Below are 14,319 nucleotides of genomic sequence, written 5' to 3' on the forward strand. Positions count from 1 at the left end.
CGGGCCGGGTGACGTGCCGGGTGGGTCAGGGGGTCGGCGGGGTGACCGCGATGATGAGCCGGGCCCGCTGGTCGCTGGCGTTGCGGTAGAGGTGGGGCAGCCGGGAGTCGAAGGTGATCGCCTCGCCGGTCTTCAGCACGTAGTTCTCGCCGCCGATCTCGGCCACCACCTCGCCGGTGACGGCGATCGCGCACTCGGTGGAGGGGTGCGCCCACGGCTCGGTGGAGCTGGCGTCGCCGGGCGCCAGCTCGGCTTCGAGCACCTCAAGGTCGCCCCGCCCCGGCGTGAGCCGGTCGTAGGCGATCTGCCCGGGAGGCGCGGCGAGCCGGGACCGCGAGCCGGGCCGGCTGATGTGCACCAGCGGGGCGTCCGGCTCGGAGAACAGCGCCGCGATGGAGGTGTCGAAGACCTTGGCGAGCTTACGCAGGGTGGCCAGGCTGGGGTCCGTGGCGCCGTTCTCGATCTGGCTGAGCAGGGCGGGCGACACGTCGGCCGCCGCCGCGAGCTGGCGCAGCGTGAAGGAGTGCTGCTGGCGCAGGTCGCGGAGCTGGTCACCGAGCATGCGTCTTTCCTCGTTCCGAAACAGTGTGGCTAGAAATGTTTGACGTGACTATACGCCGCTGTCTAGGGTGGTCAAACACAAGGTGAACGCGTTTGGCGCTACTAGACAAGCGGCGTTGAGGCACGAACCGGACACGAGTCCCGTCCGGGTACATCCAACCCCATGACGGCACAACGGCGCAGACCCGCGAAGCCGCCACGGTTGCACCAACGGCCCGGCCGCGGCGTCACCGACGTCACCGGGTGTGACAGCCCCCAGAGCCCGTCCCGCGCGGGCCGGCCCATACGAAGGTAGGAACAGCATGTCGGTGTCCCCTCGCCGGCTCCGCGTCGGAGCGATCGCTCTGGCGGCGCTGGCCATAGCCTCCAGCACCGCGTGCAGCGCGGGCGGCAGCGGAGGAAACGGTGACGGCGGTTCGGCCAAGACCCTGACCGTCAACACCTCGTTCGTCCTCAAGACCCTCGACCCCGGCCGGATCTACGAGGCGACCGGCCTCACCGCCGTGCACTCGCTCTACGACACCCTGCTGACCTTCGAGGGCTCGGACGTGAGCAAGCCGGTCCCGGCCCTGGCCGAGTCGTTCGAGGCGTCGCCCGACGCCAAGACCTTCACCTTCAAGCTGCGCGAGGGCGTGAAGTTCTCCGACGGCACCGCGCTGACCGCCGACGACGTGGTCTTCTCCCTCAACCGGCTGAAGAACGTCAAGGCCAGCCCGGCCGTCATGGTCAGCGGCCTCACGTTCGCCAAGACCGACGAGCGGACCGTGGTGGTCACCTCGGCGACCGCCGACCCGAACATCCCCGTGGTGCTCGCGATGCCCTCCACCGGCGTGGTGAACTCCAAGGTCGCCAAGGAGCACGGCGCGACCGACGCCGCCGACGCCGCCAAGAGCGACACCGCGCAGCAGTACCTCGACACGAACTCCGTCGGCAGCGGCCCGTACGTGCTCAAGTCGTACGACCCGTCGGCGCAGGTGGTGCTGGAGGCCAACCCCAACTACTGGGGCGACAAGCCCGAGTTCAGCCGCGTCGTGCTGCGCAACATGGACGTGCAGACCCAGAAGCTGACCATGCAGCGGGCCGGCGGCTCCGAGATCGCGCTGGACATCTCCGGCAAGCTGCTGGAGGGGCTGCCGGGCAGCCTGAAGACCTCCGCCATGCAGGACACCGTCTACTTCCTCTTCCTCAACGCCGACCCGGCCGTCTCCCCGGTGAGCTCGAACGCGAAGTTCAACCAGGCGCTGCGGGCCGCCATCGACTACGAGGGCATCGCCGCGCTGTACGGCAAGGGCGCCGCCCCCGGCGCCGGCCTGGTCGCCCCGGCCTACCCGGGCGCGCTGCCCGCCGAGGAGCAGTCGAAGCGTGACGTGGCGAAGGCCAAGGCGTTGCTCACCGAGGCGGGGCTGACCAACCCCACGGTCAAGTTCAACTACCCGGCCATCACCTACAAGGGGGTCGACCTGGGCACGGTCGCGACGAAGGTGCAGGGCGACGCCGCCGAGGCCGGCATCAAGCTGGAGCTCACTCCGCAGCCGCTGACCACCTTCCTCGACGAGATGCGTACGGGCAAGATGGCCCTCGGGTTCACCCCGCAGAGCCTGAACTACCCGGTCGCCGACTCGCTGATCAACAACATGTCCCCCGGCCAGGCCACCGCGCTGCGCTCGGGCTGGACGGTGGAGCGGGCCGACCCGGCCGTCGTGACCGCCGGCAAGAAGGTCACCGAGACCCTCGACCTGGCCGCCCGGGCCGCCGCCATGCAGGAGTGGCAGCGGGCGATGAACGCCGCCTCGCCGTACGTCGTCCTGGCCAGCAACTCCTCCACCGTGGTGGCGAGCGGCGACCTGACCGGCACGGACTACACCGCCGCCGGTTGGCAGGTCGACCTCGCCGCGGTGGGCCGGGGGTAGTCACTCCATGACGACGACAGTCGACGACGCCGAGCCGGGCGCGGTCACCACGACCGTGTCCCGGCCCCGGCCGCACCGGGCACTGCTGGTCTTCCTGCTCAAGCGGGTGGCCATCACCGCCGGCCTGCTGCTGGGCGTCACGATCGTGACGTTCGGGCTGGTCACCGTGGTACCCGGCGACCCGGTCACGGCCAACCTCTCCGACCAGGCGCTCAACGACCCCGCGACGGTCGCGGCGTTCCGCGAGAAGTGGGGCCTGGACCAGCCGCTGTACGTGCAGTACTTCCAGTACCTGGGCAACCTGCTGACGGGTGACCTCGGCATCTCCCAGCAGACCGGCCGCACCGTGGCCGACGACCTGTTCCAGTACGTGCCGGCGACCATGGAACTGGCCATCCCCACCATGGTGCTGGCGCTGCTCATCGGCACCGGGATCGGCATGCTCGCCGCCGTGCGCAACGGTCGGATCACCGACCAGCTGATCCGCGTCGGCGCGCTGCTCGGCCTCTCCACCCCGCCGTTCTGGCTGTCGCTCGTCGTGCTCTACGTCTTCTTCTACCAGCTCGGCCTGGCCCCCAGCGGCGGGCGGCTCTCGACCGACTTCAGCCCGCCGCCGACGGTGACCGGCATGTACACCGTCGACGCCGCCCTCGCCGGCCAGTGGGACGTCGCCTGGGACGCCGCCCAGCACCTGATCCTGCCGGTGCTCGTGCTGACCAGCCTGACCGTGGCGATGCTCGTCCGCTTCGTCCGCTCGTCCATGCTGGAGGTGCTCCAGCAGGACTACATCCGGGCCGCGTACGCCAAGGGCCTGCCCGCCCGGGTGGTGTTCCGCCGGCACCTGCTGCGGGCCGGCCTGGTCCCGGTGATCACCGTCTCCGGGCTGGCCTTCGCCTCGCTGCTCTCCGGCACGGTGCTGGTGGAGAACATCTTCGGCTGGCCGGGCCTCGGCCAGTACGCGTACCGCAGCGCGACGGCGCTGGACCTGCCCGCGATCCTCGGCGTCAGCCTGTTCGTGGCGCTGGTCTACACGCTGGTCAACCTCACGGTCGACCTGCTGTACGGGCTCATCGACCCGAGGATCCGCCTGTCATGACCGCACTCGCACCCGATCCCGTGGCGCCCGACCCCAAGGCGACGGCCGCGCTGACCCGGCGCCGCTTCCTGGGCGGCCGGCTGCGGGGACGTTCGACGGCGCGGCCCATCTGGCGCCAGCCGATCGCCGTGGTGGCCCTGGTCATCCTCGGCGGGTGGCTGCTGGCGGCGCTCTTCGCCCCGCTCGTCGCGCCGTTCGACCCGCTGGCGCAGAGCCCCGACGCCTACGCGCCGCCGTCCGGCACGCACTGGTTCGGCACCGACTCCCTCGGCCGGGACGTGTTCAGCCGGGTGATCCACGGCTCCCGCCTGTCGATCCCCCTCGCGCTCGCCATCGTCTCGCTCGCCCTGCTGATCGGCGGCCTGCTCGGCCTGGTCGCCGGCTACGTGGGCCGGTTCGTCGACGAGGCGCTGATGCGCCTGACGGACCTGGTCTTCGCGTTCCCGCAGATCATCCTGGCGATGGCGGTCACGGCCGCGTTCGGCCCCAGCACCCGCAACGCCGTCCTCGCGCTGGTCATCGTCTCCTGGCCGGTCTACGCCCGGGTCATCCGCAGCGCCGTGCTGACCATGCGCGGCGAGGACTACCTCAGCGCCGCCCGGCTGCTCGGCATCGGGCCGATGCGCGCGCTGCGCCGCGACGTCCTGCCCAACAGCGTGGGTCCGGCGATCGTGCTGGCCACCCTCGAACTGGGCAACGCCGTGCTGCTGCTCTCCGCGCTGTCCTTCCTCGGCCTCGGCCCCCGCCCGCCGGCCGCCGAGTGGGGCTCGATGGTGGCGCTCGGCTCGCAGGACCTCTCCATGTGGTGGGTCAGCGTCTTCCCCGGTCTGGCCATCCTCACCGTGGTGATGGCCTTCAACGTGCTCGGCGACGCGCTGCGCGACCGGATCGATCCCCGCTACGCGAAGGGACGTTGAGAAATGGCACCTCTGCTCGAGGTCGACTCCCTGGCCGTCACCCTGCCCGGCCCCACCGGGCCGCTGCCGATCCTGCACGACGTGTCGTTCACCGTCGACGAGGGCGAGATGGTCGGCATCGCCGGGGAGAGCGGGTGCGGCAAGAGCCTCACCGCGCAGACCCTGCTCGGGCTGCTGCCCGCCGGCGCCAAGGTCACCGGATCGGCCCGGTTCGCCGGCACCGAGCTGCTCGGCCTGGACACGAAGCGCTGGCAGAAGGTACGCGGCGCCGGCATCGCGATGGTCTTCCAGGACCCCACCGCCGCGCTGCACCCGATGCTCACGATCGGCCGGCAGCTCACCGAACACATGCAGGTCCACCTGGGCCTGGACCGGCGGGCGGCCGACCGGCGGGCGGTGGAGCTGCTCGAGCAGGTCCGCATCCCCGACCCGCAGCGGGCGGTGCGGGCGTACCCGCACCAGTTCTCCGGCGGCATGCGGCAGCGGGCGGCCATCGCGATCGCCCTCGCCGCCCGCCCCCGGCTGCTGATCGCCGACGAGCCCACCACCGCGCTCGACGTGACGGTGCAGGCCGGCATCCTGGCGCTGCTGGACCAGTTGCGCGCCGAGACCGGGCTGGCCGTCGCCTTCATCACCCACGACCTCGGCGTGCTCAGCGCCCTCACCACCCGCGGGTACGTCTTCTACGCCGGGCGGGTGGTGGAGACCGGTCCCACCGGGGCGCTGCTCACCGCGCCGCAGCACCCGTACACGGCGGCGCTGCTCGGCGCCCGCCCGCACGGCACCCAGGCCGTCGGCACGCTGCGCCCCATCCCGGGCGGGCCGCCGGCGCCGGGGCAGGCGCCGCCCGGATGTCCGTTCCAACCCCGGTGCGGGTACGCCGAGCCGTCCTGCGGCAGCGCGCCGCCCCCGCTCGCCCCCGCCGGCGCCGACCGGTCGGTGGCCTGCGTGGTCCGTCCGCACCTGGAGGTGGCGGCATGAACCAGCCCGTCGGCTCGGGCAACCTGCTCGAGATCAGCGACGTCGAGGTCGAGTACAAGGCGCGCGGCCGGGGGCCGGTGCGGGCCGTGGCCGGGGTGAGCCTCGAGGTGGCGCCCGGCCAGATCGTCGGCCTGGTCGGCGAGTCCGGCTGCGGCAAGTCGTCACTGGCCCGGGTGGCGGTCGGGCTGGCCGCGCCGAGCGCCGGGGCGATCCGGTTCGCCGGGCGCCCGGTCACCCCGCTCGGCTGGCGGCGCCGGCCGGTGCCGCAGGTGGGGCTCCAGATGGTCTTCCAGAACCCGTACGCGTCGCTGAACCCCCGGCGCACCATCGGCGCCCAGCTCCTCGACGGGGTGCCGGACACGGTGACCGGCGCCGCCCGCCGGGCGCGGGTCGCCGACCTGCTGGACCGGGTCGGCATGCCGGCCGGGGCCGCGGAGCGGTACCCGCACCAGTTCTCCGGCGGCCAGCGGCAGCGGCTCGCCATCGCGCGGGCGCTCGCGCCGGAGCCCCGGATGATCATCGCGGACGAGCCGGTCACCGCGCTGGACGCCTCGTCCCAGGCGCAGGTGGTCAACCTGCTCGTCGGGCTGGTCCGGGACCTGGACATGGGCATGCTGTTCATCTCGCACGACCTGTCCCTGGTGCACGAGATCGCCGACGTCACGGCGGTGATGTACCTGGGCCGGATCGTGGAGACCGCGCCCACCCGCCAGCTGTGGCGCTCGCCCCGGCACCCGTACAGCCAGGCGTTGATCGACGCGGTGCCGCAGATCTCGGCGCACCCGCAGCTGCCCAGGACCCTCGCCGGGGAGGTGCCCGACCCGGCGCACGCGCCGACCGGGTGCCGGTTCCGGCCGCGCTGCCCGCACGCCTTCGCGCCGTGCGGCGAGCAGCCGCCCACGCTCGACCTCGGCGGCCGCAGCGCCGCCTGCTGGCTCAACGACCCGACGGTGGCGCCGACCACCGCGCCCGCCGCGTAGAGGACTCCGCATGCACATCCCCACCGAACAGGTCCTGGTCAACCTCGCGCTCTACGACGGCGTGCGGGACGACCTCCAGCGCGACCAGGGCGTCTGGGTCGGCGCCGACGGCACGATCCGCGCGGTCGGCCCGGTCGACGACGTCCTCGCCGAGGCCGGCGGCGCCCGGGTGGTCGACCTGCACGGCGACCACGTCATGCCCGGCCTGACCAACATGCACGTGCACCTCTCACTCGGCCTGCCCGGCCACTTCGGCGACGAGGTGCACCGGTCGAACCTCGCCGAGCTGGTGCTGCTGATGGCCGACTCGGCGCGGCGGACCCTGCACTCCGGGGTCACCACCGCCCGGCTCGTCGGCGAGAGCCGGTACGCCGACTTCGCCCTGCGCAAGGGCATCGAGCGCGGCGCGGTGGACGGCCCGCGGATCTTCACCGCCGGGCACGCCCTCTGCTGCACCGGCGGGCACGGCTGGGAGGCCGACGCCCTGGAGGCCGACGGGGCGGACGGGTTCCGCCGGCTCACCCGGCAGCAGATCCGGGCCGGCGCCGACCTGATCAAGGTGTGCATCTCCGGCGGCATCGCCGGCGAGTTCGAGTCGATCGACACCCCGCAGCTGCTCGACGACGAGCTGGCGGCGGTGGTCCGGGTGGCGCACGACTGGGGCCGCAAGGTCACCGCGCACGCCGGGCCCGCCGAGTCGGTGCGCCGCGCCGTGGAACTCGGCCTGGACTGCGTCGAGCACGGCTACGAGCTGACCGACGAGGTGACCCGGCTGATGGCCGACCGGGGTGTCTGGTACGTCCCGACGATCGTGGTCAGCCGCTGCGAGCAGTTCTTCCGCGACGCGGGCGTGCCGGGCTGGCTGATGGACCGCGCCCTGGGCGCCGGGCCCCGGCACTGGGAGAGCCTGCAGCACGCCATCCGCAACGGGGTGCCGATCGCGCTGGGCAGCGACATGCCGCCGCACGCCGGCTACGACGAGACGACCGCGACCGTGCGTGAGCTGGAGTTCATGGTGGACGCCGGGATGCCCGTCGCCGACGCGCTGAAGTCCGCCACCATCCGCCCCGCGCAGTGGCTGGGCCAGGCCGACACGCTCGGCAGCGTCGAGGCGGGCAAGCACGCGGACCTGCTGGTCCTGCGCGACGACCCCACCCGGTCGGTGTCCGCGCTGCGCACCCTGCACACGGTACTCAAGGGCGGCGTCGGATACCGGGACGACCACGGCCGCCTCGGAGTCGCCCGATGACGACCATCACCGAGGTCGCCGACGGGTACCTCGACGCGCTCGCCGAGCTGGACCCGGAGGCCGCCGAGGCGGCGGGTCGTACCCCCGGATCGCACTTCGCGGACCTCTCCCCCGACGGCTTCGCCGCCCGCGCGGAGCTGGCGCGCGGCACCGCCGCGGCGGCGGCCGGCGCCGACGCCGACGGCACGGCGCAGCGGGCCCTCGCGGGGGCGCTGCGCGACCGGCTGGCCAGCGAGGTCGACCTCTACGACGCGGGCTTCACCACCCGGCTGCTCGCCCCGCTGGCGACGCCGGTGCACCTGGTCCGGCAGGTCTTCGACAACCTGCCGCGCGCCACCGACGAGGACTGGGCGGTCGTCGCCGCGCACCTGCGCCGGGTGCCCACGGCCCTCGGCCAGTACGCCGAGACGCTGCGCCGCTCGGCGCAGCGGGGACACCTGGTCGCCCGCCGGCAGGTGCTGGCGGTCGCCGACCAGTGCACCGCCTGGGTCACCGCCGACGACTTCTACGGCCGGCTGGTGGCCGGCCACCCGGGCGGGCCGCTGGCCGGAGAGCTGGCCGCCGGGGCGGAACTGGCCAGCGCCGCCACCGCCGAGTTCGCCGCGTTCCTGCGCACCGAGCTGGCGCCCCGGGCCACCGAGGTCGACGGCGTCGGGCGCGACCTGTACGCCGTCACCGCGCGCAGCTTCCTCGGGGCGACCGTCGACCTGGACGAGCTGTACGCGTACGGCTGGGAGGAGCTGGCCCGCACCGCCGCCGAGCAGCGGGCGGTCGCCGCCGAGCTGGGCCACCCGGACGTGGCGGCGGCGCGGGCCGCGCTGGACGCCGACCCCGCCGGCCGGGTGCCGGTCGGGCCCGACCTGGAGCGGTGGCTGCGCGAGCGCACCGAACAGCTCACCGACGCCCTCGACGGCCCGCACTTCGACATCCCGGCCGCCACCCGCCAGGTGGTGTGCCGGCTCAGCCCCGCCGCCTCCGGCGTCATGTACTACACCCCGCCCGACGCCGGGTTGACGCGGCCGGGCGGGATCTGGTGGTCGACGCCCCCCGGCGAGTCGACGGTGCCGGTGTGGCGGCACGTCGGGACGCTCTGCCACGAGGGGCTGCCCGGGCACCACCTCCAGCACGCGATCACCCTCACCGCCGCCGAGCTGCATCCGTGGCAGCGGTCGCTGTGCCAGGTGCACGGGTACGCCGAGGGTTGGGCGCACTACGCCGAACGCCTCGCCGACGAACTGGGCCTCTACGCCGGCCCCGCCGAGCGGCTCGGCATGCTCGACGGGCAGATGTGGCGCGCGGCCCGGGTGGTGATCGACCTCGGACTGCACCTGGACGTGCCGATCCCGGCCGGGAACGGCGTCACCGACGCGCGCCGGTGGACCCCCGAGCTGGCCGTGGACTTCCTGGTCCGGGTCGCCGGACTGGACCCGGCGACGGCGCGGTTCGAGGTCGACCGGTACCTGGGCTGGCCGGCGCAGGCGTTGGCCTTCAAGGTCGGGGCGCGGCTCTGGCAGCAGGCCCGCCGGGAGGTCGAACGGCGCGAGGGCGCGGGATTCGACCGCAAGCGGTTCCACCACCGCGCCCTGCGGCTCGGCCCGATGGGGCTCGATCCGCTGCGCGCCCGCCTCGCCGAACTCTCCTGATCCCCCGACACCCCCGTCCGCCCCGACCGGAAGCGAGCCCCGATGACCGTTGACGATCTCACCGCCGCCATCACCGACATGTACCGGTCGTTGGGCGACCGGTCGGCGTTCGACGCCCGCCTGCACCCCGACCTGACGATCTGGGAGTCCGACGCGCCCGAGCTTCTGGACGGGCTGGCCGCCCTGGACGACCTGCGGGACCGCCGGGCGGCGGACCGGGGCCCGGCCGCGCCTCCCACCTCGGTCGCGCCCGAGCAGTTCCGGGTCGAGTCGTGGGACGACACCGGCCTGGTCCGCTACGTCCTGCGGGCCCGCTACGCGGGCGGGCAGCCGGACGACTGTTTCCGGGTCACGGACGTGCTGCGCCGCGACGAGCGGGGCTGGCGGATCGTGCACCACCACGCGGAGGCCCTCCGATGAGCGCCGAGGAACCGGTCACCGACCTCTACGACCTGCGGGTCGTGGTGGAGCGGATCCAGGGCCGGTCCGTCTGCGGCCTGCGGCCGGGTGACTACATCGACCTGACCGAGTCGAACCGGCTCAGCATCCCGACGGGCAAGCACTTCTGCCTCTACGCCCTCGCCGCGTGCCTGCCGCTGCTGCCGGCAAAGCAGCGGCCGCTGCCGCCGGAGGACTGGCTGGCCCGGGACAGTCACGTGGCCTGCCCGGACCCGGACGAGCGGGTCATCATGCGCATCGAGCGGACCGGCCGGCGCCAAATTCCGACTGGAGACCTGACGTGAGCACCGACGGACGCCGACTGGTCGGCATCGGACTGCAGTCCGACAAGAGCGCCGACGAGTACGCCGCACTGGCCGAACTCGCCGAACGGCACGGCTTCGACGTGCTGTCGGTCTTCGGCGACCTGATGTACCAGCCGCCGATCTTCCCGCTGCTGGTGGCCGCGCGGCACACCCGGCGGATCCGGCTCGGGTCGGCCTGCCTGAACCCGTTCACCATGCACCCGGTGGAGATCGCCGGGCAGGTCGCCGCCCTGGACCTGGCGTCGAACGGGCGGGCCTACCTCGGGCTGGCCCGGGGCACCTGGCTCGACCAGATCGGGGTGCCGCAGGCCCGGCCGCTGCGCCGGATCACCGAGACGGTCGACGTGGTGCGACTGCTGCTCTCCCGCGACGAGGGCGGCTTCGCGGGCCGGGAGTTCACCGTGGCGCCCGGCACGGCGCTGCGCTACGCCCCGGTCCGCGCCGACGTGCCGGTCCTGGTGGGCACGTGGGGTCAGCAGACCGCCCGGACGGCCGCCGCCTTCGCCTCGGAGATCAAGGTCGGCGGGTCGGCCAACCCGGCGATGGCCAAGACGATGCGCGCCTGGCTGGACGAGGCCACGCCCGTCGGCCGGGACCAGGTGGGGGTGGTGATCGGTGCGGTCACCGTGGTGGACGAGGACGGCGCCCTGGCCCGCCGGGTGGCCCGCACCGAGGTCGCCATGTACCTCGCCGTGGTCGCCGCCCTCGACCCGAACGTCGACATCGACCCGGAGCTGCTGGCGCGGATCCAGCAGCACGTCGCCCGTCAGGAGCACGACCTCGCCGGCGCGCTGATCGGCGGGGACCTGCTCGACCTGTTCGCCTTCTCCGGCACGCCCGAACATGTCGCGGCGCAGGCCGCGGCGGTGTTCGACGCCGGGGCCACCCGGGTGGAGTTCGGCACCCCGCACGGGCTGACCCCGGCCGGTGGCGTCGACCTGCTCGGCCGCCGGGTGCTGCCGCTGCTCAGGGAGTGACGCCGCGGTGGGGGCGGGCCGGAAGGGGTTCCCGACCCGCCCCCATCTGACAAATTTCCGTACCCGGTCGTGTTCTTTCATTGCCTGGTCTCGCTCTTGCATTGTGGAGTCGCCTACTGCACCATGGCCATCGATACCTTTCCGCGACCGGAAGGAGGGCGGCCATGGCGGTGTCCCGTCGGAGACTCATCGGATCCCTCGCCGCCGGTTCGGCGCTCGCCGCCGTCTCCCCCGCCGACCTGGTCTCCGCCCTGCGCGGCACGGCGTACGCGGCCAGCCCGCCGGGCGACGTCGTCGGCAAGGTATCGGTCGGCTACCAGGGCTGGTTCAGCTGCCCGGGTGACGGCGCGCCGATCGGCGGCTGGTGGCACTGGAGCCGCGACCGGTTCCAGTCGCCCTCCCCGGCCAACACCACGATCGTCTCCTGGCCCGACATGCGGGAGTAGGCCCGCGGCTACCCCACCGCGTACCCGCCGCTCGGCAACGGCCAGCCGGCGCAGCTCTCTTCCTCCTACGACCAGCAGACCGTCGACACCCACTTCCGCTGGATGCAGGAGCACGGCTGCGACACCGCCGCTCTGCAACGGTTCAACCCGTTCGGCGACGAGGGGTCGACCCGCGACGCCATGGCGGTCAAGGTCCGTGGCGCGGCGGAACGCTTCGGCCGCAAGTTCTACGTCATGTACGACGTCACCGGCTGGACGGCGATGCAGTCCCAGATCAAGCAGGACTGGCTCGACCGGATGTCCGCGCACACCGCCTCACCGGCGTACGCGCGGCAGAACGGCCGGCCGGTGGTCTGCGTCTGGGGCTTCGGTTTCAACGACGACGGCCGCCCGTTCGCGCCCGCCGCCTGCCTCGACGTCGTCAACTGGTTCAAGGCCCAGGGCTGCTACGTCATCGGCGGCGTGCCGACCTACTGGCGGCAGGGCGTCAACGACTCCCGGCCGGGCTTCTCGGACGTCTACCACGCGTTCCACATGCTCTCGCCGTGGATGGTCGGCCGCACCGGCACCCTCGACGGGCTCGACTGGTTCCACACCAACGTCAACGTCCCCGACCTGGCCGACTGCGCCGCGCACGGCATCGACTACCAGCCCTGCGTGATGCCGGGCGACCTGTCGGCCGGGCACCGCCGCCACGGCGACTTCTATTGGCGGCACCTCTACAACATGACCCGGCTGGGCGCCCAGGGCCTCTACGTCTCCATGTTCGACGAGTACAACGAGGGCAACCAGATCGCCAAGACCAGCGAGACGCAGGCGACGACTCCGGCGGGGGCGGGCATCCGGGCGCTGGACGAGGACGGCACCGCCTGCTCCGCCGATTACTACCTGCGGATCACCGCCGACGGCGGCCGGATGTTCAAGGGGCAGCTCGCCCTCACCCCCGTACGGCCGACGCCGCCCGTCCTCGGCGGCGGCCCGCAGCCCGGGGGCGACCTCGCCGCCGGCCGGCCGGCGTCGGCGAGCAGCCAGAACGGCGCGTTCGCCGCCGGCAACGCCGTCGACGCGGATCCGAACAGCTACTGGGAATCCGCCAACGGCGCCTTCCCCCACTGGTGGCGGGTCGACCTGGGCGCGAGCCACCAGGTGGCCCGGATCGTCCTCGCCGTGCCCGCCGGCTGGGAGGCGCGCACCCAGACGGTGACGGTGCAGGGCAGCACGGACGGCGCGTCCTTCAGCACGCTCACCGGGCCGGTCGGGGTCCGCTTCGACCCGGCGACCGGCAACACCGCGACCCTCACCGTGCCGTCCACCGCCGCCCGCCACGTCCGGGCCACCGTCGCGGGCAACACCGGCTGGCCGGCGGCCCAGCTCGCCCGGGTCGGCGTGTACGCGGCGACCGGGACGCCCACCCCGCCCACCCCGCCGGGCGGCCTCACGGTGACCGGCCGGACCTCGACAAGCGTGTCGCTGGCCTGGACGGCGTCGACCGACCCCGACGGCGTGACCGGCTACCACGTGCGCCGCGACGGACAGACCGTGGCGTCCGTCCCGGGCACCTCCGCCACCGTCGGCGGCCTGATGCCCCAGACCGCGTACACCTTCACGGTCGTCGCCGTGGACGGCGCCGGCACGCTGTCGGCGCCGTCCGCCGCCGTGTCGGCGACCACCGCGGCGGCGCCCGGGGCCGACCTCGCCCGGGGCAGGCCGGTGACGGAGAGCAGCCACGTGCAGACCTACGGCTGCGCCAACGTCGTCGACGGCGACGCGAACACCTACTGGGAGAGCGCCGGCAACGCCTTCCCGCAGTGGGTGCGGGTCGACCTCGGCGCGACCGTCCCCGTCGGACAGGTCGTGCTCCGGCTCCCGCCCGCCGCAGCCTGGCAGCGACGCACGCAGACGATCGCGGTCGAGACGAGCCCGGACGGCACCGCCTGGAGCACCGCCGTCGCGTCCGCCGCCCACGTCTTCGATCCGGCCACCGGCAACCGGGTGACGATCGCCGTCCCGGGGACGCCCGGCCGGTACGTGCGGATCCGCGTCACCGGCAACACCGGCTGGCCCGCGGCGCAGCTGTCCCAGCTTGAGGTGTACGCCGCGTAGCGGCGGTCACTGCCGGCCGCACCGCCGGACCCGTCCCACCACGAGAAGAGTCACGCCATGCCCCTGAGCAGATCTCCGCTGCCCGGACCGTCGTCACGGCGACGGCCCCGGGCGGCGGTCGCCGCCACCGTCGCGCTCGCGACCGCCCTCGGCGTCCTGGCCGGCGCGCCCGGCCCGGCCACCGCCGCCCCGCCCGCCGGCACCGCACCGGTGGGTCATGCTGGTCAGCGACTGGCCCGTGAAGGACCTCCACTCCATCACCGGCGTCCGGTTCCAGGACATCCGGGTCGACGGCACGGGCACCTCCGTGCTGAGCGCCCGGGCGGCGGGGTCGGCCTCGTTGCGCAACGTCGACGCCCGCAACGTCGGCGCCGTCGGCGTCAACAACTGCGGGTCGTTCAACTTCCCGGCGACCGGCTCGGAGTTCGCCCTCACCGACCTGGGCGGCAACGACGGCGGTTGGCTGGCCCCGTGGCAACTGCCGAACACCATCACCTGCGACGACCGGCCGCCGGTCGTGCCGCCACCGCCACCGTCGGCCTGGTGAGCCCCTCGCGGTGGGCGGTGGACTCCGCCGCGCCACCGCCAGCCGCCGCCGTCCGAGGGGCTCGCCCAGACGGACGTCGTCCTCGCGTTCCGGGTGATCGACACCGGCATCGGCATCGCCGAGCAGCACCTGACCGCGATCTTCG

General features: G+C 73.7%; 13 protein-coding genes and 1 pseudogene. 13 read left to right on the forward strand and 1 reads right to left on the reverse strand.

Annotation, left to right across the window (positions count from 1 at the left end):
* Nucleotides 1–25 precede the first annotated feature (25 nt).
* Nucleotides 26–562 (reverse strand): helix-turn-helix domain-containing protein, encoded by a 537-nt coding sequence (locus AB0B83_RS24190; protein ID WP_132239617.1) that lies wholly within the window; start codon nt 560–562, stop codon nt 26–28.
* Nucleotides 563–863: 301 nt separating this feature from the next.
* Here AB0B83_RS24190 and AB0B83_RS24195 point away from each other — a divergent pair, with 301 nt between their 5' ends.
* The 13 genes and pseudogenes from AB0B83_RS24195 to AB0B83_RS24255 form a co-directional block, all read left to right on the forward strand.
* Entirely contained in the window at nt 864–2,471 is a 1,608-nt protein-coding gene (locus AB0B83_RS24195; protein ID WP_357580077.1) for an ABC transporter substrate-binding protein, read from the forward strand.
* Nucleotides 2,472–2,478: 7 nt separating this feature from the next.
* Entirely contained in the window at nt 2,479–3,567 is a 1,089-nt protein-coding gene (locus tag AB0B83_RS24200; RefSeq protein ID WP_357580078.1) for an ABC transporter permease, read from the forward strand.
* Nucleotides 3,564–4,484, forward strand: a complete 921-nt coding sequence (locus AB0B83_RS24205) for an ABC transporter permease (protein WP_357580079.1) — start codon at nt 3,564–3,566, stop codon at nt 4,482–4,484. Before AB0B83_RS24200 ends, AB0B83_RS24205 begins: the two co-directional genes overlap by 4 nt.
* A gap of 3 nt (nt 4,485–4,487) precedes the next feature.
* Nucleotides 4,488–5,465: an ABC transporter ATP-binding protein gene (locus AB0B83_RS24210; protein WP_357580080.1), complete on the forward strand. Its 978-nt coding sequence runs from the start codon at nt 4,488–4,490 to the stop codon at nt 5,463–5,465.
* The gene (locus AB0B83_RS24215; RefSeq protein WP_357580081.1) at nt 5,462–6,445 is read left to right on the forward strand and encodes an ABC transporter ATP-binding protein; all 984 of its coding nucleotides are present in this window, start codon (nt 5,462–5,464) and stop codon (nt 6,443–6,445) included. Before AB0B83_RS24210 ends, AB0B83_RS24215 begins: the two co-directional genes overlap by 4 nt.
* Nucleotides 6,446–6,455: 10 nt before the next feature.
* Complete coding sequence (locus AB0B83_RS24220; RefSeq protein ID WP_357580082.1) at nt 6,456–7,694, forward strand: amidohydrolase family protein; 1,239 nt, start codon at nt 6,456–6,458, stop codon at nt 7,692–7,694.
* Nucleotides 7,691–9,337: a DUF885 domain-containing protein gene (locus tag AB0B83_RS24225; RefSeq protein WP_357580083.1), complete on the forward strand. Its 1,647-nt coding sequence runs from the start codon at nt 7,691–7,693 to the stop codon at nt 9,335–9,337. The genes AB0B83_RS24220 and AB0B83_RS24225 overlap by 4 nt, the downstream gene beginning before the upstream one ends.
* Nucleotides 9,338–9,379: 42 nt before the next feature.
* The gene (locus AB0B83_RS24230) at nt 9,380–9,757 is read left to right on the forward strand and encodes a nuclear transport factor 2 family protein (RefSeq protein WP_357580084.1); all 378 of its coding nucleotides are present in this window, start codon (nt 9,380–9,382) and stop codon (nt 9,755–9,757) included.
* The gene (locus tag AB0B83_RS24235; protein WP_357580085.1) at nt 9,754–10,080 is read left to right on the forward strand and encodes a TIGR04076 family protein; all 327 of its coding nucleotides are present in this window, start codon (nt 9,754–9,756) and stop codon (nt 10,078–10,080) included. The genes AB0B83_RS24230 and AB0B83_RS24235 overlap by 4 nt, the downstream gene beginning before the upstream one ends.
* A complete protein-coding gene (locus tag AB0B83_RS24240) occupies nt 10,077–11,078 on the forward strand; it encodes an LLM class flavin-dependent oxidoreductase (RefSeq protein WP_357580086.1) in 1,002 nt (333 codons plus the stop codon). Before AB0B83_RS24235 ends, AB0B83_RS24240 begins: the two co-directional genes overlap by 4 nt.
* A gap of 164 nt (nt 11,079–11,242) precedes the next feature.
* Nucleotides 11,243–11,524 (forward strand): hypothetical protein, encoded by a 282-nt coding sequence (locus AB0B83_RS24245; protein ID WP_357580087.1) that lies wholly within the window; start codon nt 11,243–11,245, stop codon nt 11,522–11,524.
* 102 nt (nt 11,525–11,626) lie between these two features.
* Nucleotides 11,627–13,627: a discoidin domain-containing protein gene (locus AB0B83_RS24250; RefSeq protein ID WP_357580088.1), complete on the forward strand. Its 2,001-nt coding sequence runs from the start codon at nt 11,627–11,629 to the stop codon at nt 13,625–13,627.
* Between the two features lie 214 nt (nt 13,628–13,841).
* Nucleotides 13,842–14,174: pseudogene (locus tag AB0B83_RS24255) on the forward strand (mycodextranase); the annotation flags it as partial.
* Nucleotides 14,175–14,319 lie beyond the last annotated feature (145 nt).

Source organism: Micromonospora sp. NPDC049060, from assembly GCF_040649055.1.
Classification (GTDB): Bacteria; Actinomycetota; Actinomycetes; order Mycobacteriales; family Micromonosporaceae; genus Micromonospora; species Micromonospora reichwaldensis.